Origin of the sequence: Citrobacter sp. KTE151 (genome assembly GCF_000398845.1) — a bacterium.
GTDB lineage: Bacteria > Pseudomonadota > Gammaproteobacteria > Enterobacterales > Enterobacteriaceae > Citrobacter > Citrobacter braakii.
Genome location: NZ_KB976063.1, coordinates 1083219 through 1107453, shown reverse-complemented (window position 1 = coordinate 1107453; position 24235 = coordinate 1083219). Strand labels below are relative to the sequence as shown.

The window sequence follows — 24235 nt, the reverse complement described above, 5'->3', positions numbered from 1 at the left end:
GTGTCAGTTCTGAATAATCTCAACCGTATGGTTTTGTCCATCATCCCGCAGCGGTATTCTGTCATCAGGGAGGAGAACACCATCCAATGTAACGCGATATTCTGCATCGCCGTGTGAGACACTAATCTGATAATGGCTTTCGCCATATTGATAAGTCATAGAAAAAGACGGCCACCCATCCGGCAACCGGGCATGAACCGTAAGGTCAGCACCGGAACGTTTTATCCCCAGTAATTCCTCGGTAAGTAAACGCCAGGCCCAGCCTGATGAACCGGTATACCAGCTCCATCCGGCACGTCCGATATGGGGAGCGACGCTGTAGACATCAGCGCTCATGACATAAGGCTCGGCTTTATAAATCCCGACTGAGTTCGCATTCAGAGTATGATTTATCGGGCTGAGCATGGACCAGAGTTGCCAGGCACGTTCGGCATTCCCCATTCGGGCAAATGCCATTACAGCCCAGATAGCGCCATGTGTATACTGCCCTCCGTTTTCCCGCACACCAGGCAGGTAACCCTGTATGTACCCCGGATTTGGACCGTGCCCATCGAAAGGCGGCGTTAATAGTTTTATCAGTCCCCCCTCGCTATCCACAAGGTGCTTATCCAGCGCCTGCATGGCCTTTGCGCACCGTCCCGGGCTAGCGGCCCCGGACAATACTGACCAGCTCTGGGCAATCGCATCAATACGGCAGTCCTGTGAGGCTTTCGACCCCAGGGGAGTACCATCGTCAAAATATCCACGCCGGTACCATTCACCATCCCAGGCGTGGGCTTCGAGATTGTTTTGCAGGCGCACAGCCTGCGAACGGCACATTGAGGCGACGCTTTCATCCAGCCTGCGATCAGCCAGCGCCGCAAACCGCTGCAAAATGTCGAACAGGAAGAAGCCCAGCCAGACGCTTTCACCCTTGCCGTCGATCCCCACCCGGTTCATGCCGTCATTCCAGTCACCCGCCCCCATCAGCGGCAGACCATGCTCCCCGAACTGTTGTCCATACTTAATGGCTTTGACGCAGTGTAACCAGAGTGTCTCTTCGGTACCGCTGATGACCGGCGTATCATAGGCAGACTCTTCACCAGGCTGAAGCGGACGTCCCTCCAGATAAGGAATACGTGTTTCCAGTACATCCATATCCCCCGTCGTTTCAACATAGTGGCAAACGGCAAGCGGAAGCCACAGATAGTCATCGGAACAGCGGGTGCGCACCCCGTTGCCGTGTGGCGGGTGCCACCAGTGCTGTACATCACCCTCAATAAATTGCCGTGATGCACACAGGATTATCTGTTCTCGCATCCGGTTCGGATCAGCATGGCTCAGCGCCAGCGTATCCTGCAGTTGATCGCGAAAACCAAATGCGCCGCCGGACTGGTAGTAACCGCTGCGAGCCATCAAGCGACAGGCTACCGTCTGGTACAATAGCCAGCCATTCACCAGTAAATTTACCGATGTGTCGGGAGTGTTAACCACAATTTTATCGAGCACATTGTGCCAGTGGTTGTGAACCCGGTTCAGCTCCTGGCGGACCGTGTCCTCATTCATATAACGGGCAAGCGTCTCCTGAGCTCGAATATGATTCTCCTCTGCGCCGAGGATAAAAATAAACGTCCTCTGATCGCCATCAATTAATGTAACCGCCGATTGTACTGCCCCGCAGGGATCCAGACCGGCGCCCGTTTTACCTGAAAGCCTGCGTAGCTTCATGACCGACGGGGCGTGCAGAGAACCATTACGACCGATAAACTCCCGGCGGTCCCCGGTCAACGAACAGTCATTACCGCTGACGGCAAAAAAGGCAGTACGACCGCTACCGTTATCACCATAAAAGTTGTTCGCCAGCACTCCGCAGCCGCCAGGCGGTCTGGCCGCATGTGTCACAATGTGAGGGGCTGAACGAGTTCGTGTTCCTCCGAGTGTCCACTCCACATAGCCGGTGACGGAAAGTTTTCGTGTCCGCCCCGAAGAGTTACTGAGCGTCAGGAGCGCCAGTTTAACCGGCGCCTCTTCGGCAACCAGAACCGTCAGCTCGCTGTCTATACCATTCTCTCGATGGGCAAACACGCTGTAACCAAAACCATGGCGGGTCAGGTAATCACCATGTCCGCGAACAGGTAAAGCCGTCGGTGACCAACACTCACCGCTCTCTTCATCGCGCAGATAAAACGCCTCGCCGCTGCGATCGCTCACCGGATCGTTCTCCCACGGTGTCAACCGGTATTCATGTGCATTCTCATACCAGGAGTAGGCCTGTCCCGCCTCTGAAATCACAGTGCCAAAACGGGCATTTGCCAGTACGTTTGACCAGGGTGCCGGTGTCTGCGCATCTTCGCGCAGGACAATCTGATATTCCCGACCATCCTGAGAAAATCCACCGTACCCATTGAAATGACATAACTGACTGATATCGGGACTCCAGTCCGTATGTTGATTACGCTCGCGCACAGCTCGTGGAATGAGTGCTCTGGCCTGAGGTTTAAGGGTGTGAGTACGCTGATTAAGCTGCTCATTGATACTGCCTGTGCGGTCATCAAGATAAAGACAGGCCACGCTCATCAAAAGCAACTTATCCTCAGCAGAGAGATGCTCGCCATTACGAACAAAAATACCGCCCGTTTTGTCCAGCAGACTGGCTTCAGACCCGGCATAAATTAAGTCCATAATCTGATTTTGTAAGCCCTGCTGGTAGCCGCCGGGACTGTTATTCAGGATAACCAAATCAACATCCAGTCCTTTCTGTCTCCAGTAACGGTGCGCCTGAATCAGTGTGGTCACTGAGGCAATACTTTCCTCGCTGGTAATACTGAGAAGCACTATCGGCAGATCGCCTGAAATTGCCCAGCCCCACAGACCGGACTGACCCCGCCGGTTGCGGCTGATCGCCTGGCCTTCGGCGCGCAGCTCCTGGACAGGGTAAAGCACCGCGCTGGCAAGACGATTAAACAAAGTGGCATCATCTTCACTGGCGTTCATCTGGCGTAACACCACCAGACTGTGAGACCAGGCCAGTTCAAAGACGCGATCAGCGATAGGGTAATCGCGGTATTTTTCCAGCAACGCCAGGCTCTGCTGGCGGGTCTCACTGATGCCATAAATGATATCAATCGTGACCGGCTGCCCCGGCTGCAGGGTGATGGCGTGGCGTATTGCCAGGATCGGATCCAGCACTGACCCCGACGTGTTGCTGAGCGCCCCGCCTGCCTTTATTGCCTGGGCATCCGCAGGGTTTCTGCCACGACCAAGAAATTTTGCCCTGTCTGTTTCAAACGAAACGTTATGACGGTTATCGCCATGCACCACCATCATGTGAAACAGGCAGGGACTCGCTTCACCCGGTGAACGCGGGCGCCGGTGGCAAAGAATAGCGTCACGCTCAGGATCCAGTTCCGTCTGAATAAACAGATTGCTAAATGCCGGGTGTGCCAGATCGCTGGCTTCAGGTGCCAGTACTACTTCGGCATAGGTTGTCAGTTCCAGAGAGCGGGGCTGGCGACCACGATGAATCAGTGTGAGTCGTCGCAACTCAATATCATCCTCCGGGGAGATCACAACCTGAGTTTTGACGCTGAGCCCATCGAAAGTGCGTCTGAATTCAGCACTCGCATCGGTGAATATCACTTCCTCGTCATGCCCGCTGGTGTGGGCTGTCGGTTGCCATGTATTGCTCGTCACATTCCCCGTCTGTATATCGCGGATATAGCAAAATGCTCCCCAGTTATCGCGGGTGGTATCACTGCGCCAGCGCGTAAGCGCAATATTATTCCAGCGACTATAGCCGCCGCCGCCCGTGGTCAACATCAGATGATAATGGTTGTTGGACAGCAGTTGAATATCCGGGGCCGGCGTGTCCACGCCATAGAAAATACGGGGTTCATAGCGAACGGGTTTGACCCTGCCCTCATGAGATTCAAAATGACGGCGCGGACTGTACAGATCAACTGCATCCGGCACGCGTTCCTGTAACAGCAGGCTCGCTGAGCGGAAGACCGTACTGGACATGAAGCGTTCAGTCATCGGGGCGTCAAGTAGCACATGAGCCAGCGCCTGAAACGCCATGCCCTGGTGATGCGCCATCCAGGACTGGACCACCGCATAGAGCTGACCGGTTGCGAGGCGTGAGGGAGTATAGTCCAGCGCTTCATAAAAACCGTATTCACCATGTGCGCCATTTTTTTGCAGCCTGATCAGGTTCTCACAGGCTTTCTGTGGCGAGACCATTAACGCCAGCAGTGTGGCGTAAGGGGCGACAACCATGTCATCAGCAAGCCCCCTGCGCAGGCCGAGACCCGGCACACCAAATGCCTGATATTGATAATTATGCTGAACATCAAAAGCATGATAACCAGACTCTGAAACGCCCCACGGTACTCCGCGTTCTTTCCCCCAATGAATCTGGCGCATTACCGCCGACTGACTCATTTCATCGAGCAAGCTGCCAGGCCAGGTGGGCATTACCAGATTCGGCATCAGGTATTCAAACATTGACCCGCTCCATGACATCAGGGCGGTTTCATTGTCAATGGTGGTGAACAGTCGCCCCAGCGCGTACCAGCTTTTAAGAGGTAGCTGATTAGTGGCAATGGCAAGAAAGCTGGTCAGGCGGATTTCAGACGGCAGAAGATCGTAGTGGCTCTTGTCAGGCATATTCGTGTCACAGTTATAGCCAACACTGAGCAGACTGGTTGCTTCGCTGTACAGAAAGGCGAAATCCATCCGGGCATGCTCATCCAGCCGTTGTTCAAGTTCAGTGATAATATTGAGTCGCATCCGGGCCTGCTCCGTCGCTGACGCCGGGGGGGTTCCTACACCAGTAAATGTTGCGCGCGCAAGCTCGCATAAAGTCGGCAGCGTCTGTTCGTTCCAGGATGCAGGTAACCAACCAAGCAGCAGCGACCACTCATGGCAAAGCTGAACCAGTTGATGCTCCAGATGTCCTGCCCAACGCATCTGAAGAGGAGATCCCTGATGGCATAGCGTGTTCAGGTGATTGCACTGGGTGCGCATATTTTTCAGCTCGCTGAAAAATGTCTGCGGAGAGAGCGACACCGCGCTCAGGCAGTGTTTTCGCAGCAACCGCAAGCTGTCAGGCGGGTTCTGACCCCACTGTTTTTCCAGAATATCCAGCGTATCGTTCAGTCCTGCCAGTATCTGTTGGCGATTTAAAACTGGCTGATGACGCATGGCGGACAGCCCTGCACGCAGCGTCAACAAATGCCCTGCCATGTTGCCGCTGTCGACGCTTGAGATATAGCGTGGGCTGAGGGGGGCCAGCGTACGAGTGTCATACCAGTTGTAGAGATGGCCCCGGTAGTGCTCCATTTTATCCATTGTGTCGAGCGTGAGCGACACGCGCCGGAGCACTTCCCCGCCGGGCAGGTAGCCAAAGTCCCATGCCGTCAGGTTAGCCATGAGGGAAAGGCCAATATTAGTAGGAGAAGTTCGATGGGCCACCGTCGGCTGCGGTATTTCCTGGTAATTATCAGGCGGAAGCCAGTTCTCTTTTTCTGTGGCAAAGGTTTCAAAAAACGCCCAGATTTCACGGCTTGTCTGGCGCAACAGCTGTTTTTGTTCCGGATTGGGCGAAAACACCTTACGCGCAGGCTGGCGACTCAGCCAGCTCATCAGCAGCGGTGCCACACACCATAACAAACCGATCGGCAACGCAATCCCCAGCAGTTGTGGAGCAAATTGTCCGGTCAGTATTATCAGCATCACACCACATGCAACATTCAGCCACATCGCCAGATAAAAACGCGCGACAGTGGGTCCGGCCTGATTGCTGTCCTGGCTGTGGCTGACCCACTGGCTGAGGTGACGCCTGCTGATCCCCAATCGCCATAACGTCACGGCGATCGCTTTTAGCGAATATCCGGCTTCGTGCGGCAGTATCGCAAAATTAAGGCCGATACCTGACAAACGCTTCAGCGCGCCCGCCCCTACCAGTAACAGATGCGGCTTCAGGCGGCGACGCAGAGGTTTATGCAGCAGGTCATGGGTGATGCAGAGGATGGTTGGCAACAGCCATATCAGCGACAGTACGCCCAGCCAGTAAACCGGATTAGGTACCCCTAGCAGGGTGAAGAACAGCAATACCAGTAATGAGGGGGCGACCAGACTGCGACGCAGATTATCGAGTAATTTCCAGTAAGAAAGCGCGGTCAGCGGATTCCTGGTCCGGGTTCCATCGGCTCTTCTGACACGTGGTTTCAGCCAGTTAAGCAGTTGCCAGTCACCCCGGATCCAGCGTGAACGGCGTGCAACATCCGACAGATAATTATTCGGGTACTGTTCATAAAGTAACACCTCACTGAGCAGACCCGAACGTGCATAGCATCCTTCGAGTAGATCATGGCTGAGAACCAGGTTTTCCGGGCAGGTGTTGGCAGTGGCCTGCATAAAAATGTCAACATCGTAAATCCCTTTGCCCACGAACGATCCTTCCCCAAAAAGATCCTGATAGATATCCGAAGACATCATCGAATAGGGATTATTGCCCGGTATGCTGCTGCGCATGGCGGCGTAACGTCCCTGACCGTTGCGTGGTATCTCCTCCGCAAGGCCGGGTTGTAAAATGCCAAATCCTTTGACAACCCTCTGGCGTACCGGATCATACTCTGGCGTATTCAGCGGATGCGCCATCGTTGCGACCAGTTTGTGCGCCGTATCGCGCGGCAGCACCGTATCACTGTCCAGGGTAATGACGTATTTAATATGGCCCGGTAACAGGTTAGCAGGCATGTCTGCAACGCTGACGAATTGTGTCCCCGGATGGCGCAACCAGCTGTTCAGTAACGCCAGCTTTCCCCGCTTGCGTTCATAGCCCATCCACGTTCCTTCCGCGGGGTTCCATTCAGGTTGGCGGTGTAGCAGGTAAAAACGTGGGCGACTGGAGGGATAGCGGCGATTCAGCGCCTGCGTATCGGCGATCGCCTGTCTGAGCAGAATCTGGCTTTCCGGCGAGGGTTCATTTGCAGAATCAGCGAAATCAGTGAGCAGCGCAAACCTGAGATTTTCGTTTTCATTCCCCAACCAGCAGACTTCAAGACTGGTGAGGAGTTGGCTGAAACTTGCGTGGCTGGTCAGCATGCAGGGGATGACTAACAGAGTGGCGCTGTCAGGGGGAATGCCGGTTGAGAAATCCATCCGCGGCAAGGGGCGAGGAACGCGAAAACGGGTGGTGGCGTCACTGAGTAAATCGCTCATTAACTGAGTTACAGCAATAATCAGAGGGAATATCACCGCGATCAACAGCCAGTCTGCGCCCTGCATGGCTGTTTCGTGCAAAATTGCCGCGGTCGTTGCGGTTGTCAACAACGCCAGGCTTCCAAGCCATGACAGCAGGGTTATTCTGTTGAAACTGTGCCGCAAGCGCATGAGCCTTGAGGTGTCTGCTAACAGATGAATTTCCAGCGCCTGCCGACCTTCGCCTGCGAGATAATAACCAACATGATGTTCCAGTGTATCGGGAGCACTGTTTCCTGAAAGCGTCAGCACCCTGTCAGCAACTTCAGGCTCGCTGAGACCACTGTCTCTGGCCAGGACCTCAACAACGTGCCGGTAATGATCCCGGGTATTGAAGTGCATCCGAGGATAGATACCGGCAGGATCATTGCGTAATGCCTGTTCGACGACACTTATCGTTTCGGCGAAATCAGCCCAATCCGTTTCACTCAGTAATCGCAGACCCGCGATACTGTTACTGACAGATAGCTGGCTGGCGGCAAGCTGTTGATTGAAATTATGTATGAGAACGTCGGTGGTGATCCCCTGTTCCCGAAGGCACTGATCAACCCAGGTCAGAGGTAACGACAGCGCATTGCCATGCCCCTGCAGGCGCCGCACCAGCTCTGCGACAAACGCACTGGTTAACGTAGGTCGGGAGCGTGCCATATCGGCAACCACCATGATTAAATCGCCAGGGGCATTCTCTGCACATCCGAAAATCTTTGTTATCCACATATCAGCCAGCGTTCTGTCCTGCTGCGCTTTGATCACTTCGATACTGATACGACGAAGATTTTCAATCAGCGCCAGGCGCAGCATTCCCGGTAACGCCCAGACTTCACCTAATGTCAGCGGGGTCACCTGTTGATAGGCGGTGAGATAGCTGGTCAGGCTGGCGGCATCCCAGCGCCCGTCACCGTGAGCAATGGCCTCTGATGCAATATTGTAAATTCGTGGGCAATTCAGCGGCGACATCAGCGACGGGAGACCTTTACCAAAGCTTTTCGGCAAGTGCTGGCGGACAGTGCGGATTTGTTCCTCAATCAGATAATAATTGTCCAGCAACCACTCCCCGGCAGGCATGATGCTGGTCTTTTTACCCGCGTTAAGCTCATAACAGCTTTGGGTAATGATGGCCTCATTCTCGCCGAGTCTTTTTAGAAGATAATAAGGATGTTTATCCGGCGATAATTTATGGGTCCGTGCGAGCTTCTGACCGTAGCGTTCCATCTGGGTGGTCGAAAAGAGTTCTGACTGCAGAGTGCTTTCACCGGCAGGATCGTTCGCCGAAAACGTTACGCTTTCGGTAGCATTCATCGGAATATGGGAGCGGTTAAACCACGCCCTGGGGTTCATTTTCATAGCATTGCTCTGATGCAGAGTTAGCATGCAGGAGCAGTTGCGAAATCAGTTCAGAAACGTTCTCTCAGGATGGGCGTAAGGCATCAGGGATTTAACAGCTGCCGGGATTTGACTTAAGTATAGAACACCGGGTTTAGGTGCAACTAAGTGTCAGGGTTATCGTGGTGAAACAAACAGTGTTTTACAGCCAGGGCACAGCATTGTCTGCTTAAGGCGAATTTTAGAAATAGATTGGGATGAACGTAAGCCGCAGGCCGGGCAGATGACAGTAGTCGTCGATACGCCGCCGAGGTACTTCATTGCGTAATCGATGAGAGACATGATGATTACCCTTTCGATGAATGAGATTCACTGTACCACGTTTGGATAAAATTTAACCATTTAATTTATCTTCCTATTTTTTATCCAAAAGGGGGATATCACAGGGTAGATGACGACGTTTGCCAAGATAGATATTTGCAGCCACAGGGGCCGTTGAGACCGTTGATCCGCCACTCTTGGATATGGCTCCCTGCAGCCCGCTCTGGTATACAATCACCCGCTTCGATATTTTTTCCGGGAAATACTATGATATTTACCCTGAACTTTTCCTTTATGCCTTAGTCTAATAATCAAATCCATCTGAAATGAAGAAAATTTATGATTACCAGTCTTTCATTGGTATTTACCGTCATTACCGCTCTGTGCATTATGTTGTTTGCTGCGGTAAAAGTAGGTGTTGGGTTATCTAACAATCCCGACCGAAATGATAATTAACCCATTCGCAGGCTACTACGTCACCCCACTCCCCTCAATGTGATACCCACTGACCACGAAATATTCGACAAGTGCATTCCCTGCCCTGAGCCAGCAGTAGCCCGATAGCGCGGGCTGGCATCGGAAAGGCCCCATTAAAAAGTCAGGACTTGTCTCTATGATTAAAAATGAAGGTTTTGACAACATCCAAATTTTTTGACAACAATAAAAAAGCATTACCTTTTAAGATAATGCTTTTCATTCGAGCTGGGTCTTTTAACAATTAGATCAATGTAATTTTAATATCATAGCTTTCAAGCCCAGTCATTTTTTCACGAGCAGTAAACTGGATGTCGGAAACTTCTTTTCCTGTCTTTTTTTTGAGTTCAACAATTTTTTTTGTAATGAATTCAGAAATATCCGCTTCAGTTTTTGTTTTTAACTCTTCGACGTTCATTATTTACCTCTCTTGATCTCTAACGTATCAACGCCAAGTATGTAACATTCCCCGTGGAGCACTTATAACAGCGCTGACATGTTTAAAAGATAGAATGGAAAGACTCAATAATCAAGAGGTTGCAGTGCAATCTTCATACAAGAAAAGCGCAAAAAACCTGCAAACCACTGGACTACTATCTCGGTCGGTAAAGAAACAATCAGATGTCACTTCAAAAGCTTCGATGCTGCCTCGAGAATCTCTTCGGAACTGACATCGCGATCAGAGGCAACATAAACTATTTTATGGTCTCCTGTCAGAGATGGAAATCCTGCTGACATCACGGACAGGCGTGCTTTTTCCCCATTGGGAAACTCACGCATTATCGAAGTAATTCCCTTCATTACGGATACAACAACTGCCGGTTCTGAGTTAAAAAAAACGATTACTTTTTTCATAATGATACCGTGATTGTTCGTACAAAGATGAACGGTTTAGCATACAAAAAAGGCTCCATAAGGAACCTGAACTTTATTTTCTAAAATCTAACAAAGTCTGACCAGAACGAATGTATAGCGCAATATTGTCAAATGTAATCATTACCGATTTGCAAAAAATACATTTTGCTCCGAAAGGATTTTTTTCAGTAACATCAAAGCTCGACGTTCTGTACTGAGATCCGTGGCAACACGGGCATCTGAAGTGAATATGATGTGTAATAACAGTTACCTTATACAACCACGACATTAACTGCTGAGGGGCCTTTAGGTCCCTGTTCAACACTAAACTCAACTTCCTGATTCTCATTCAGCGTCTTGAAATCATTACTCTGGATAGCAGAAAAGTGTACAAACACATCTTTACTGCCATCTTTAGGGGTGATAAACCCAAAACCTTTTTCAGGATTGAACCATTTAACTAAGCCAGTCATTTTATTAGACATAATTATTACCTTTCTTGAGTAAGCCCTTGGGCAGAATGGTCCGAAAAAATCATCAGAGAGAAAAGCTAGCAAGGAAATCTCAACAGGAACAAGAAATAAAATTATTACAGTACTTGCTTTAGATAAATTCGTTACAAACCAAGAATTCATTAACGCATGATTAACCAAACATAGCAAGATTTAGTTTTATAGGGAAATCGCACATGATTCTTATCATAAAAATGAATTTAAATAGCTTAAATCGAAAATTATGTCATGCTGCTTAAGACCTTTATCTATCACCCTAAGTTTTCAGGGATTTTGACTCACGGAAGAGTCGTATTTCCTCCATCTCAGCATAATATTTAGCGTCTACCACGAAATTTCCGAGCATGTCAGAGAGGATTACAACGTCAGCTCCGGCTGTTTTGCTTTTGGCAGGAACGGCAAGATTTCCGGTGTGCTTTGCGGCATTCAGGCGGCGGGCAAGCTTTGTTGCATCGGTGCGCAGCCGGCAAAGAGTGACAGACAGGATAGAATAAGCCGCATATGGCTGCCTGGGTTATATTTATCAGTAGATTGATCGCGTCTTAATGCCCGGCTGACACTAAGCTCACCATAACAATGCAAGAATCCTATTGTTGGTGCAAACGCACCGTCATAGCGCATCACTGAAACAATATGAAACAATCAAACAATCAATGCCCATGCTTTTTTGTTTGTTGTTGACATTTAAATCTGCCATTAATTAGGAACCGAATCTGTGGAGGATATTTATGCTCAAACTTTTCCATTACCATTCTCAATACTGGATATTTCTCGCACTTGCACTTTCTGTTTACGTAGTTGCTTTTCGATAACACATGAATAGGTTGTGTACCGCTTCCATCTAATGTAGCCAGAACTTATATCTCATGAGCTTTGGTCCGGGCCTTAGCTCATCAAAGTGCATATGTTATAAATATAATGATACCGTTGCTGATATAAAGCCGTGCACAGACACCATCTGACCTGTTTTGCTTAGCATTATAACAACCTGTAAAAGAAAACGTTTTAAACATGCTAACCAGTATTTTGGAAGTGCACAAGTTTTTAATATCTGTCAAAGTCAACATGTTGAATTTAAGTCAGGGGCCACTCAATATGTGTAGAACCGCTTACCACCATAATGGCAAATCCAAAGATAATGTGGGTATTAAAAATTACGTCTTCTTTCGCTACTGCATTAGCAATTGATTAACAATAACCTATGTCAGGCATCGCCCTCCTTTTTTATAAGTTAAAAAAGTAAGACGAGATTATTTTTTCAGTGTATATCTGAACATTCTTTATAATTCTGTCTATGTTAAAGATTTTAACTAATGAAAAACAATATTTTTTCCATTGAACGGAATAAACCGATAAGTCCTTTAGAACTTAAGATTTACCGCAACTATCGCGTAGTTCATGGGATCCGTATTGCTTTAGCATTTGTTATAACTTTCTTACTGATAAGAATGTTGAATTTACCAGACCACTCCTGGCCCCTGATTACACTGGTTGTGGTCATGGGACCAATTAGTTACATGGGCAATGTGATACCCAGGGCACTTGAACGTATGGCGGGAACTGTAGGGGGAGCGATTTTGGGGATCATCGCATTACACATTGAAATGTACTCTCTCACTATGATGATGCTGTGGTGTGGATGCGCAGCTTTCCTTTGTGGTTTTCTGGCCATGAGTAAACGTCCCTATGCCGCATTATTGATTGGTATCACGCTGGCAGTTGTCAGCAGCGCTCCTGCAGGAGACTTACAAACAGCATTGTGGCGAAGCACCAACATTATTATAGGATGCATTCTGGCGATGTTGTTTACCAGCATTTATCCCCAAAGAGCATTCATTAACTGGCGTATACAACTTGCTGACTTTCTTTCTGATTATCTAAAAATAACAACTGCGGGAGTCTCCCGAAACGTTCTTGCGCCCCCGAGAATGACCAAACTTCAAACACGTGCGTTGAATAATGTAGTAAAAATGCGCAGCCTTATTACACCAGTAAATAAAGAAACAAAGATTGCGAAGAGTCTACTTGAAGATATTCAATCGATAACCCGCGATATGATAGCGGCGCAAAAATTTCAGATAAATGCCCACTGGGCATCCCGTGGCAGTCGATTTCTCATATTGAATACTCACACGCTGTCAGATATGGAACAAATGACCCGTAGCACCCTCAACACCCTCGCACATGCCCTGCATGAAGGAAACCCAACGCCGATAGCATCAAATAGCGAGCATCTTCTCGAAATTACTAAAGAGTTGCATTGTCTTTTGCTCGCCAATGAAGGTGAGGAAATCATTGAAAGCGCCGTTCACGGATATGTCTGGTTGAGCATTCAGCTTGCTATCCAACTTGAAGCACTATCAACCTTAATCACAAAAGCGCTTACAGAAAATAATTGATTTCAATGTCAACCGACAAATATGTAATCATTATTGCCTCACATCGTCCAGATATCACAACCTATCTTTTAGTAATGAAAAGGCCCATTCTATTGTGTGGGCCAGAAAAGAAGAGTTTTGCACTACCAGGCTGGATGCCTCTCAGTAGGTCTTTGATTGAGAAACCATAATCCGTGAGCACCGTAGGTGATTTATAACACGTTTACAGAACAGATTTTTTCCTGATAAATATCAATATTTCTCTTATCTCATCGGCCTCTTGACCGTGCAAGGCATGACTTTTCCGTTCGAGCAAATCAATGATATTCCCTGTCGTAACCCTTTTGCCATTTTCAAGTAGCTGGATAACTGTTTCACCAATTTCCTGGGCCATAATATGGTTTTGTAGGATTCTCAATGCGTTGCCCTTCATGTGGTTATTAGTAATACCGTTACACATCAGACATGATGTTAATAGCAAAACAAAAAATACAATTCTTTGCCCAACTTACTTGTATGTTGCACGGATAACCCTGAAATGACAAAACCCCGTTAGAACGAGGTTTTTATTCATGGTGTAACCATAGAGGATCAAACCCTCGTCTCCTGCAAGTTCAAAAGTCGCCCGCTCAATTCGATGAGGTAGTAGCTGGCTGACGGCCCTTGTTGGACTTAAACCAGTGCCTGGCAATGATAATGAATCTTGCCGCCTTAACTGGAAGGTCAGAGCCAAATGTTACTTTCGCAACACCTGTTCATTTGATTTACTGGAAGTATATGGCGCATAGTTATCTGGTGTGATCATTGATGATTTACAAAAAATACACTTTGCACCAAAGGGATTTTTCTCAGTCACATCAAAATGGGAAGTTCTGTACTGTGACCCATGACAACAAGGGCACTTAAAATAAATATGGTCGGTCATGATGTTAGCCTTTATTTGCTACAACACTCACTACCGCAGTGATATCCAAAAGATCTATTTAACTAATAATTTCTCTTGGTTTTCAGTATCAGGTTACAACTCACTATTAAAAGCAATAAAAAATAAATATTTCTTATCAGTTCACATGAGGAATCTAAAATAATATAATTTTCTTTATATTATAGCACCAGCGATTTTTGGGATGTTGTTAGCTTTTACGAATGCACTTAAGCGTGCAAGAAAAACTACAGAGGTAAAACAACAAATGACATTCATAAAATAATCATTTCAACTGTTCTACCCAATGATTAGACTCAGACATCTGTTCAGCTTTATGTCAACAGATGTTGAGTTTCTGAAAAACTAATACATCTACTCAGGCATTCACCGTCTTCGCTATCGTATATTAGTTTACATCAGGAAAAATATCAGGCAGCTACAACGTTTTCAGCTGACGGCCCTTTTGCACCAGCAGTAATGCTGAACTCAACTTTTTGGCCTTCATTCAGCGTTTTAAAGCCACCACTCTGAATAGCAGAGAAGTGTACAAACACATCTTTACTACCATTGTCAGGGGTAATAAAACCAAAACCTTTAGACTCGTTAAACCATTTTACTAAACCAGTCATTTTATTAGACACAGGTAATTCCTTAAATTCTATGTAGCCTTACGGCGAAAAGGGCTTCGCACACAATCTAATTAGTAACGATAAGAAGGCTCAAAAGAAAGGATTATCTGTGGATAACGCTTGAGATGAGAACTGCTTTACTAAACCGCTTTAATGGGTCTGTGTACCTAACCAACCCCTCATTAATCACACACCCCACAAACAATAGCAAGTTATTTTTTCATTTAATTTTTCGCAAAATCTTAGAAATGGAAACTGAGACAGCATAATCAATGAGTTCTGTTCACTAGCAATAACATACAGCCGGTCGTCCCCTGGATAACGAAAAATAAAATAAAATATATTTATCAGTCACTTAAAGGAAAGCCCATTTCAATCCGTAAAAATCCAGCAACGGATTTTCGTGCTATTTTTCGCAGTTCAGGAAATTAAAGCAACAAAGAAAATCATTTCTTCCAACCAGTAAATTCTGAAACAGCCATAACATTTACAAAACTATGCTCCTTTTGTTTCATATCAGTGTATTATCAGAGAAGGAAAATTAAAAAAATTGAAGGAGAAAAAATGCAACGACAGGCAATGATTTCATCAAAAATAAAATTTATTGGTTACTACCCATTAGAAAAGATACTGGAGATTGGGTTCGTAAATTCTTCAACTTTCCAGTATGTGGGCGTTCCTGAAAGCATCTATAACTCTTTTCTCACGGTGCAATCTAAAGGCCGTTTCTTTGACGGTGTCATTAAAGGTAAATTCTTGTGTCGTAAAACAGGGTGATTCAAGAAATTTACGCTGTAGATAGCGTAAAACGCCGTTCTGGTGTTTTCTGTTTTTGTTACCACCGGTCCAGGAAATTGATATCCAAAAAACCACTATTCCCGTCAATTTCGTTACCCTTCGTTAAGCATGCTCCCTGCAGCGTTCACAGGTTTCAAACACTGGGACGCCACGCTCTTTCGTGGCTTTGCAGTCAAGTACCTCCCCTTTACCACCACAGCGGTAGCGTGCGCTAATTGTTCCTTGAACCGATTGCTATACCGACACTCGCAGTCAGGAATGGGTAAAGCTGGTCATTTAAATGGCCTTTTTTTCCCGATCATCCTAAAAATTGTTGTAAAATTCGCGGCCTTAGTGATAGCTGCTTCTTTTTTGGCTATCTGTTTTGGCGGGAAGTTTTGGAGAGATTTTGGAGAAGAGAAAAAGTTGATTATTTTCAATACTCTGAAAACATCGCGCCTTCTGAACAAGAAGGTGAAACGCGAATGATCGGTCGGCTGCTCAGAGGCGGTTTTATGACCGCCATCTACGCGTATCTGTATATTCCAATCATTATTTTGATTGTGAACTCCTTTAACAGCTCGCGCTTTGGTATCAACTGGCAGGGTTTTACCACCAAATGGTACGGCCTGCTGATGAACAACGACAGCCTGCTACAGGCAGCGCAACACTCGCTGACGATGGCGGTGCTATCCGCCACGTTTGCCACGCTGATCGGCTCACTCACAGCGGTTGCACTGTACCGCTACCGTTTTCGCGGTAAACCGTTTGTCAGCGGCATGCTGTTCGTGGTGATGATGTCGCCGGATATCGTAATGGCGATTTCTTTGCTGGTGCTGTTTATGCTGATCGGCATTCAACTGGGTTTCTGGTCACTGCTGTTCTCGCATATCACTTTTTGTCTACCTTTTGTGGTGGTGACGGTTTACTCACGTCTGAAAGGTTTTGATGTACGAATGCTTGAAGCCGCCAAAGATCTCGGCGCCAGTGAAGTGACTATTCTGCGCAAGATTATACTGCCTCTGGCAATGCCTGCAGTGGCTGCCGGCTGGTTGCTGAGCTTTACGTTGTCGATGGATGATGTCGTCGTGTCGTCCTTCGTTACCGGGCCTGGTTATGAAATTTTGCCGTTAAAAATCTACTCAATGGTAAAAGTCGGCGTATCACCAGAGGTGAACGCGCTGGCGACCATTTTGTTGGTTCTGTCGCTGGTTATGGTGATTGCCAGCCAGCTTATTGCACGTGATAAAACCAAGGGCCGCTAAGGCCCTTAATTCAGGGGACGTTAAATGATGAAAAAATGGTCACGCCACCTGCTCGCGGCGGGTGCTCTGGCACTGGGCATGAGCGCCGCTCACGCTAATGACAACAACACGCTCTATTTCTATAACTGGACCGAGTATGTCCCGCCTGGACTGCTGGAGCAGTTCACCAAAGAGACTGGCATTAAGGTTATCTATTCGACCTACGAGTCGAACGAAACCATGTACGCCAAGCTCAAAACCTATAAAGACGGCGCATACGATCTGGTGGTTCCGTCCACCTATTACGTCGATAAAATGCGCAAAGAAGGCATGATCCAGAAGATCGACAAGTCGACGTTGACCAACTTCCACAACCTCGATCCGGAAATGCTCAACAAGCCATTCGACCCCAACAATGACTACTCTATCCCGTATATCTGGGGTGCGACGGCCATTGGCATCAATAGCGATGCCATCGACCCGAAAACAGTAACCAGCTGGGCCGATCTGTGGAAACCGGAGTACAAAGGTAGCCTGCTGTTAACGGATGATGCGCGTGAAGTGTTCCAGATGGCGCTGCGCAAGCTGGGATACTCCGGCAATACCACCGATCCTAAAGAGATTGAAGCCGCCTATAACGAATTGAAGAAGCTGATGCCTAACGTCGCGGCATTTAACTCTGACAACCCGGCCAACCCGTATATGGAAGGCGAAGTCAATCTGGGGATGGTGTGGAACGGCTCCGCGTATGTTGCGCGTCAGGCAGGTACACCGCTGGAAGTGGTATGGCCGAAAGAAGGTGGGATTTTCTGGATGGACAGCCTGTCTATTCCAGCAAACGCAAAAAATAAAGAAGGTGCGCTGAAGCTGATTAACTTCCTGCTGCGCCCGGACGTGGCGAAAGAAGTCGCGGAAACCATCGGTTATCCGACGCCAAACCTGGCAGCACGTAAGCTGTTAAGCCCTGAAGTCGCGAACGATAAAACCCTCTACCCTGATGCAGAAACCATCAACAAAGGGGAATGGCAGAACGATGTCGGTTCCGCCAGCGCTATCTATGAAGAGTATTATCAGAAGCTGAAAGCAGGACGTTAATTCAGCGTTGTAAGGAATGCCCGATGGCGCTGCGCGTATCGGGCAAAAAAATCACAGTCCTTTCAATAATTTCTCAACAAACTCAGGCACCACCTGGCTTGCCGGACCGTAATACTTCTCTTCAAACTCGCTTCCTACCTGGCTCGGTTCGAGATTTAGCTCTACCGTATGCGCCCCATGTAGTCGAGCTTCATGCACAAACCCCGCTGCCGGGTATACATGGCCCGATGTACCAATCGCAATGAACACATCGGCCATTGCCAGTGCCATATAAATTTCATCCATGCCCAGCGGCATTTCACCAAACCACACCACGTGCGGGCGCAGCGGCGCCGGAAACTGGCAACAATGGCATTTATCTTCCGCAGTCACATCGCCAGTCCACTCCAGAATCTGCCCGCTTTGCGAACAGCGAACCTTGAGCAGTTCGCCGTGCATATGGATTACGTTCTGGCTGCCCGCACGTTCATGCAGGTTATCAATATTCTGCGTCACCAGTAAAAAACGGTCGCCCAGCTCGGCTTCGAGTTTTGCCAGCGCGATATGCGCCGCGTTAGGCTGGATTTCTGATTGTTGCAACTGATGACGACGGGCGTTATAAAACGACTGGACCAGTTGCGGATTACGACTAAATCCTTCCGGAGTCGCAACGTCCTCTACCCGATGTTCTTCCCAGAGACCATCCGCCGCGCGAAAGGTTCGAATTCCTGACTCAGCGGAGATTCCCGCTCCCGTCAGTACCAGCACTCTTGGTTTTTCCATCAATTCAGGCACCACTCTGTCTCTGAAAAAGATTCGTTGACGCAGGCGATCGCGCATATGGCGTTTATTTTTACGAAAGCGGCTTAACCGATGACCCCGGCGCGACAGCATAACAACCTCTTTGTATTAATCGGTAAGATGTAGGAAAGCGGCTCCGCGCATCCCGCCCGCATCACCGTGCCGCGCCTGCTCAATACGCGGCACCCGGGCAACCGGCAGCAGATGACGTGGCAGTCGGTCCGCCAGTTGCGTCGTAATAGCGGTAAAATTCGACAAGCCTCCGCCAATCACCACCAAATCAGGATCGACGATAGTCAGGATATTCCCAAGGCACACCGCCAGCAAATCCAGATAGCGTTCAACATGGGCACGTGCTTGTTCATCACCCTGCTCCCACAGCGCGATAATTTCCCGGGCATCCAGCGATTGATGGTAGTAATGCTGATACAACCATGCAAATCCACCGCCGGAAAGATAGCTTTCGATGCATCCCAGTTGACCGCACCCGCAGCGGCGCAATGGGAAATCAAAGCCCATCAACGTCAGCGCATCGACTGGCAAACGGATATGACCAAACTCGCCGGTGATATAGCTGCGTCCGGTGATGGATTTCCCGTTAAGCACCAGACCGCCGCCAACACCGGTGCCGAGGATCAACCCCATCACGAGCGGATATTGGGTGAACTCGTCATCCCAGGCTTCGGAGAGGGCAAAACAGTTAGCATCGTTATCCAGACGCACATCGCGGTCAAGGCGAGCGCTGAGATCGGCGCGGAGCGGCTTACCACTGGCAGCAGGAACGTTGGCCGCATACAGCGTGCCGTCTTCCGTTTCCGGCATGCCAGGAATGCCGATGCCTACCGAACCTTTAACGCCGAACCGCTGGTCCGCTTCCGTCACCAGATTGCAGACCGCATCAAGGAAAGCGTCATAACTGTCGCGAGGCGTAGGGACGCGTGTTTCCCATTGCAAACGACGTTGCTTATCAAACACGCCCAGCGCAATTTTGGTCCCGCCGATGTCAAATCCGTAATACATCACCGCTCCTTGATACACGTCATCCTTCAAGATGCCTTGGGGTTGGCTGCGCACTCACCCTCCAGTCACATCGTTATCTATGCTCATGGAGATTTCGGTTTGCCGCCTTACCGCCGCATGAATGCTTTCGTGTATATATTGTTATTGGCCGCTAAGTACTCTCGCAGGATCAATATTGCTGGCGCGACGCGCCGGATACCAACTTGCCAAAAGACTCAGCACGAGTGCTGTCACCAGCACGTAAATCACATCCAGCCAGTGTAATTCCGATGGCAGGAAGTCAATGAAATAGATATCGCCGGACAGGAACTGATGGCCGATAAGCGCCTCAATTCCGTTAATGATCGGCGTCAGTTGCAGCGAGACAACCACCCCAATGACGACGCCTATCAGGCTCCCGAACAAACCCGCCAGCAGGCCGTACCAGACAAAAATGGCACGGATAAGGCCATCTTTAGCCCCCAGGGTTCTTAATACCGCAATATCGCCGCTCTTGTCTTTTACCGCCATCACTAACGTGGAAACGATATTAAAACAGGCCACGCCAATCACCAGCACCATCGCCAGATACATAATGGCGCGGATCATCTGGATATCGCGATACATATAACCGTAAGTACCGATCCAACTCTTAATGTACACATAGTTATTGGTGACTTCACCCGCGTCTCGCACCAGCTTATTGGCGTTAAACACGTCGTTCACTTTCAGCGCGATCCCGGAAACGCTGGATCCCATATCCAGGTATTGCTGCGCATCTTCCATTGGGATCATGGCAAAACTGTGATCGAGCTGACCGCTCAGTTGCAGGATCCCCGTGACGTGCAAACGCACGCGTTTAGGCTGCTGTAACTTATGATCCGCACTGGCGTTAGGGATCATAATCGATACCCAGTCGCCCTGCTTCACCTTCAGCGCATCGGCAATTCCCTTACCAATAATGATTTGTTGCTCACCCGCTTTGAAATTATCCCATGCGTGGTTTTGCACAAACGAGGGTAACGCGCTTAAACGCTGCTCCTGCTGCGGGTCAACGCCCTTCACCTGCACTGCGCGTAGGTTCGCCCCACTCTCCACCAGCCCGGTAAAGTTAATATAAGGCGCCGCAGCGGCAATGCCTGGTACCTTCTGTACCTTGTCGAGCGCTTCCTGCCAGTTATTCCACGGCTGGTTCACGGCTTCAATCTCACCGTGCGGCACCACGGCCAGAATACGGTTGTTCAGCTCACGCTCAAATCCGTTCATGGCGCTTAAGCCGACGATCAACACCGCGACGCCCAACGCAATGCCAACGGTGGAAATCACGGAAATTAGCGAGACCATGCCGCCGCGCCGCCGACCACGGCTAAAACGCAAACCAATCAATAACGATAAAGGCGAAGCCATTACTCAGCTCCCATCAGGCTCAGTTCAGCCGTCAGGCGACCATCGCGCATTTCAAGCTGGCGGCTCATTCGCTTCGCCAGTTGCAGATCGTGTGTCACCACCAAAAATGCCGTGCCCTGAGAGCGGTTCAGCTCACCCAGAAGCTCGAAAATGCTGTCCGCGTTACGCGCATCAAGGTTACCCGTTGGCTCATCCGCCAGTACCAGGCGCGGGTTATTCACCAGCGCACGAGCGATGGCCACGCGCTGGCGTTCACCGCCCGACAGTTCAGACGGACGATGGCTGGCACGATGGTCCAGCCCTACTGCTTTCAGCATATCCCGTGCGCGCTCGGTGATTTCAGCCGGTTTTTTCTTGCCGATCAGCAACGGCATCGCCACGTTTTCCAGCGCGGTAAAGTCCGGCAGCAGATGGTGGAACTGATAAATGAAGCCCAGCTTCTGATTGCGCAGTTCCGCTTTCGCCGCCGACGAGAGTTTGCTCATCGGCTGACCGCTAAAAATGACATCGCCGGAAGTTGGCGTATCCAGCCCGCCTAACAGATGCAGCAACGTACTCTTACCGGAACCGGAGCTGCCGACAATCGCCATCATCTCACCTTCACCGACGCAAAAACTGACATCGTGCAGTACATCGGTCTGCACTGTGCCTTCCTGATAGCGTTTGCACAGGTTGTCGCATTGCAACAGGATCTTATTCATAACGTAAAGCCTCAGCGGGTTGAGTAGCGGCAGCGCGCCAGGAAGGATAAAGCGTAGACAGCAGCGCGATGGCCATCGCCACCAGCGCAATGACGATAACCTGCAGCGGCTCAATGGCGACCGGCAGCGCAGCCCCATCCAGAAGCACACCGATAATTGGCATCAGGTTGTTCAGTTGACTGGCGAGTAATGCGCCCAGCACCGCACCCAGCAGCGCGCCGATAATCCCGGCACTGGCCCCCTGCACCATAAACACCATCATTATCTGCCGCGGCGTCAGCCCCTGCGTTTGTAGAATCGCCACTTCCCCTTGCTTCTCCATTACCATCAGACCCAGCGAGGTAATAATATTAAATGCCGCCACCGCCACGATCAGGCTAAGCAGCAGCCCCATCATGTTTTTCTCCATACGCACGGCCTGGAACAATTCCCCTTTGCGCTCGCGCCAGTCCTGCCATTTGGTGCCTTGTGGCAGCGTTTGCTGGCTCAGCGTATCAACCTTTAACGGCTCGTTGAGCCACAGACGCCAGCCGGTAATATTGCCCACCGGGTAACGCATCAGACGTGACGCATCCTGGATGTTGGTCAGCATCTGGTAGCCGTCGACTTCGCTGTTGGCGGCGAAGGTGCCAATTACCGTAAACAGACGCTGGCTCGGCAGACGTCCCATCGGGGTAAACTGGCTGGCTGAGGGCACCATCACGCGAATTTGATCGCCACGATTAACACCCAGTTGCCCGGCAAGCTGCTCTCCGAGGATGACATTATACTTACCCGGCTGCAGATCTGTTTGCTTCACATTGACCAGATATGGCGTTAATGGATCTTTTTGCGCCGGGTCAATACCCAGCATCACGCCGACTGCCACGCTACGCGCACTTTGCAGTACCACATCCCCCGTGGTTATCGGTGCAACGCGGTTGACGCCGTTCAACACCACCGCTTTTTCCGGTAGCTGTTGCGGGTTTAGGGAACCCTGTTCAGACGAGAGGACGGCCTGAGGCATCAGGCCAAGAATATTGTTTTGCAGCTCGCGCTCGAAACCGTTCATCACCGACAACACCGTAACCAGCGCCATTACCCCGAGAGTAATGCCAATGGTGGAGAGCCAGGAAACGAAGCGACCGAAGCGATCTGCTGCACGCCCACGCATATAACGCAGGCCGATGAATAGAGCGACAGGTTGGTACATGAAATCCGTCTGGTTGCTGTTAGCAAAGTCACGAGTATATAAGCGAAAGCGGAATGGGTAAATGACTGAACCGTAAGTGTTCGTCAGCACTATTCTTAAAAGTATAAATAAATCAAACCGCTAAAGTTGTCCCTCTCCCCTGCAACCCTGATCCCTGACCTTTATCCTAAAAAAACAAAATGCAGACAGTTACGCATTACAGCGCACAGCGGGTTGCGCAGGATGGCAGGCTATTGCAATCAATATGGATGCGCCGTCTCAATGAATAAAAAAGAACTATGGATTAATCAAATCAAGGGGTTATGCATTTGCCTGGTAGTGATTTACCACTCGGTGATCACATTTCACCCGCACCTCACCACTTTTCAGCATCCACTGTCAGAGGTGTTGAGCAAATGCTGGATTTACCTCAATTTGTACCTGGCACCGTTTCGCATGCCGGTGTTTTTCTTTATTTCGGGGTATCTGATCCGTCGCTACATCGATAACGTCCCGTGGACAACCTGCGTGGATAAACGGATCTGGAGTATCGCCTGGGTGCTGGTGCTTTGGGGAGTGGTGCAATGGCTGGCATTGGTGGCGCTCAATAACTGGCTCGCCCCGCAGCGCGATCTGACCCATGCCGCCAACGCCGCTTATGCGGATTCGATTGCGGGTTTTACCCACGGGATGCTTACCGCCAGCACCAGCCTGTGGTATCTGTACGCGCTGATTGTCTATTTTGTTCTGTGTAAAATTTTCAGCCGTTGGGCGATGCCGTTGTTAGCATTATTTGTGGCGCTGAGCGTGGCGATCAATTTTTTCCCGACCCCGTGGTGGGGAATGAACAGCGTGATTCGCAATTTGCCCTGGTATAGCCTCGGCGCATGGTTTGGCGCAACGCTGATGGCGTGGATCAAGGAGGTGCCCCTGCGCCGTCATGCGGTCATTGTTCTGGGTTGCACAATCGTCGCCGTCGTCGCGTGGCTGGCAAATGTCTCGCTATTGCTTTCTCTCCTTTCCATTGTGCTGATCATGAAGCTGTTTTATCAGTTCGAGCTCCACTTTGGCATGCGAGCGTCCAGTCCGTTAAGCGTGATTGGCGCCAATACCATCGCCATCTACACCACACACCGTATTCTGGTTGAGCTGTTCAGCTTAACGCTTATCCCCAAAATCAATCATGCCGCCTGGCCTGCATACGCGGAGCTGGCCCTGCTACTGGTGTATCCGTTCGCCTGTCTGCTGCTGTGCACCCTGTTTGGCCTGCTGGTGCGTAAGATTTCACAAAAAACCGTGGCCGATCTGCTCTTTTCCCCGCCCTCTTTATCGCCCGCCTCGCGCTAACCCCTACGCGCTTTTTGCCCCCATTCGGGGGCGAATCAATTTGCTTATGAGAAAC

At 49.6% G+C, this 24235-nt stretch carries 21 protein-coding genes and 1 pseudogene; 6 read left to right on the top strand and 16 right to left on the bottom strand.

Going from position 1 to position 24235, the window contains the following annotated elements:
• Nucleotides 1-3 precede the first annotated feature (3 nt).
• Together WC7_RS16175 and WC7_RS27085 are read right to left on the bottom strand one after the other, a co-directional pair.
• Entirely contained in the window at nt 4-8586 is an 8583-nt protein-coding gene (locus tag WC7_RS16175; protein WP_016152692.1) for a GH36-type glycosyl hydrolase domain-containing protein, read from the bottom strand.
• A gap of 156 nt (nt 8587-8742) precedes the next feature.
• Nucleotides 8743-8907 carry a YnfU family zinc-binding protein gene (locus WC7_RS27085; RefSeq protein WP_175299807.1) on the bottom strand — a complete coding sequence of 55 codons (165 nt, stop codon included), beginning with the start codon at nt 8905-8907 and terminating at the stop codon, nt 8743-8745.
• A 318-nt stretch (nt 8908-9225) separates the two neighbouring features.
• Between WC7_RS27085 and WC7_RS27315 the strand changes: the two genes are divergently transcribed.
• Nucleotides 9226-9342, top strand: coding sequence for a YnaM/YnfT family protein (locus tag WC7_RS27315; protein ID WP_350185928.1), 117 nt, complete (start codon nt 9226-9228; stop codon nt 9340-9342).
• 262 nt (nt 9343-9604) lie between these two features.
• On the opposite strand, the gene WC7_RS25340 is transcribed toward WC7_RS27315, so the two are convergent.
• From WC7_RS25340 to WC7_RS26615, 5 genes are all read right to left on the bottom strand, one after another.
• Nucleotides 9605-9778: a GnsA/GnsB family addiction module toxin gene (locus WC7_RS25340; protein WP_016152691.1), complete on the bottom strand. Its 174-nt coding sequence runs from the start codon at nt 9776-9778 to the stop codon at nt 9605-9607.
• A 206-nt stretch (nt 9779-9984) separates the two neighbouring features.
• On the bottom strand, nt 9985-10215 hold the full coding sequence (locus WC7_RS0124450; RefSeq protein WP_032947006.1) for a hypothetical protein: 231 nt from the start codon (nt 10213-10215) through the stop codon (nt 9985-9987).
• Between the two features lie 73 nt (nt 10216-10288).
• Nucleotides 10289-10477 carry a cold shock small protein YmcF gene (locus tag WC7_RS25335; RefSeq protein ID WP_087121842.1) on the bottom strand — a complete coding sequence of 63 codons (189 nt, stop codon included), beginning with the start codon at nt 10475-10477 and terminating at the stop codon, nt 10289-10291.
• Nucleotides 10478-10487: 10 nt separating this feature from the next.
• The gene (gene cspG / locus WC7_RS16185; RefSeq protein WP_016152690.1) at nt 10488-10700 is read right to left on the bottom strand and encodes a cold shock protein CspG; all 213 of its coding nucleotides are present in this window, start codon (nt 10698-10700) and stop codon (nt 10488-10490) included.
• Nucleotides 10701-10983: 283 nt separating this feature from the next.
• A complete protein-coding gene (locus tag WC7_RS26615; protein ID WP_369707926.1) occupies nt 10984-11190 on the bottom strand; it encodes a DUF2514 family protein in 207 nt (68 codons plus the stop codon).
• A gap of 850 nt (nt 11191-12040) precedes the next feature.
• On the opposite strand from WC7_RS26615, the gene WC7_RS16190 reads away from it, so the two are divergent.
• Nucleotides 12041-13126 carry an FUSC family protein gene (locus WC7_RS16190; protein ID WP_016152689.1) on the top strand — a complete coding sequence of 362 codons (1086 nt, stop codon included), beginning with the start codon at nt 12041-12043 and terminating at the stop codon, nt 13124-13126.
• Between the two features lie 202 nt (nt 13127-13328).
• Here the strand turns inward: WC7_RS16190 and WC7_RS16195 are convergent, their stop codons facing one another.
• The 3 genes from WC7_RS16195 to cspA all read right to left on the bottom strand — a co-directional run bounded on the left by WC7_RS16195 (nt 13329) and on the right by cspA (nt 14671).
• Entirely contained in the window at nt 13329-13499 is a 171-nt protein-coding gene (locus tag WC7_RS16195) for a hypothetical protein (RefSeq protein ID WP_223949811.1), read from the bottom strand.
• A gap of 342 nt (nt 13500-13841) precedes the next feature.
• Nucleotides 13842-14030 carry a cold shock small protein YmcF gene (locus tag WC7_RS26945; protein WP_071600303.1) on the bottom strand — a complete coding sequence of 63 codons (189 nt, stop codon included), beginning with the start codon at nt 14028-14030 and terminating at the stop codon, nt 13842-13844.
• Between the two features lie 428 nt (nt 14031-14458).
• Entirely contained in the window at nt 14459-14671 is a 213-nt protein-coding gene (cspA, locus tag WC7_RS16200; protein ID WP_005127641.1) for a transcription antiterminator/RNA stability regulator CspE, read from the bottom strand.
• Between the two features lie 552 nt (nt 14672-15223).
• Here cspA and WC7_RS16205 point away from each other — a divergent pair.
• Entirely contained in the window at nt 15224-15436 is a 213-nt protein-coding gene (locus tag WC7_RS16205; protein WP_016152687.1) for a KTSC domain-containing protein, read from the top strand.
• A 138-nt stretch (nt 15437-15574) separates the two neighbouring features.
• Here the strand turns inward: WC7_RS16205 and WC7_RS26610 are convergent.
• Nucleotides 15575-15682: pseudogene (locus tag WC7_RS26610) on the bottom strand (antitermination protein); the annotation flags it as partial.
• 239 nt (nt 15683-15921) lie between these two features.
• On the opposite strand from WC7_RS26610, the gene potC reads away from it, so the two are divergent.
• Nucleotides 15922-16701, top strand: a complete 780-nt coding sequence (gene potC / locus WC7_RS16210) for a spermidine/putrescine ABC transporter permease PotC (protein WP_003030794.1) — start codon at nt 15922-15924, stop codon at nt 16699-16701.
• A gap of 27 nt (nt 16702-16728) precedes the next feature.
• Nucleotides 16729-17775: a spermidine/putrescine ABC transporter substrate-binding protein PotD gene (gene potD, locus WC7_RS16215; RefSeq protein ID WP_029139492.1), complete on the top strand. Its 1047-nt coding sequence runs from the start codon at nt 16729-16731 to the stop codon at nt 17773-17775.
• A gap of 51 nt (nt 17776-17826) precedes the next feature.
• Here the strand turns inward: potD and cobB are convergent, their stop codons facing one another.
• From cobB to lolC, 5 genes are all read right to left on the bottom strand, one after another.
• On the bottom strand, nt 17827-18648 hold the full coding sequence (gene cobB, locus WC7_RS16220; protein WP_016152685.1) for a Sir2 family NAD+-dependent deacetylase: 822 nt from the start codon (nt 18646-18648) through the stop codon (nt 17827-17829).
• Nucleotides 18649-18663: 15 nt separating this feature from the next.
• Entirely contained in the window at nt 18664-19575 is a 912-nt protein-coding gene (nagK, locus tag WC7_RS16225; protein ID WP_016152684.1) for an N-acetylglucosamine kinase, read from the bottom strand.
• 141 nt (nt 19576-19716) lie between these two features.
• Nucleotides 19717-20961 (bottom strand): lipoprotein-releasing ABC transporter permease subunit LolE, encoded by a 1245-nt coding sequence (gene lolE, locus WC7_RS16230; RefSeq protein ID WP_016152683.1) that lies wholly within the window; start codon nt 20959-20961, stop codon nt 19717-19719.
• Nucleotides 20961-21662 (bottom strand): lipoprotein-releasing ABC transporter ATP-binding protein LolD, encoded by a 702-nt coding sequence (lolD, locus tag WC7_RS16235; protein ID WP_003832278.1) that lies wholly within the window; start codon nt 21660-21662, stop codon nt 20961-20963. Before lolD ends, lolE begins: the two co-directional genes overlap by 1 nt.
• On the bottom strand, nt 21655-22854 hold the full coding sequence (gene lolC, locus WC7_RS16240) for a lipoprotein-releasing ABC transporter permease subunit LolC (protein ID WP_003030806.1): 1200 nt from the start codon (nt 22852-22854) through the stop codon (nt 21655-21657). The genes lolD and lolC overlap by 8 nt, the downstream gene beginning before the upstream one ends.
• A gap of 261 nt (nt 22855-23115) precedes the next feature.
• Between lolC and WC7_RS16245 the strand changes: the two genes are divergently transcribed.
• Nucleotides 23116-24180, top strand: a complete 1065-nt coding sequence (locus WC7_RS16245; RefSeq protein WP_016152682.1) for an acyltransferase family protein — start codon at nt 23116-23118, stop codon at nt 24178-24180.
• Nucleotides 24181-24235: the final 55 nt, after the last annotated feature.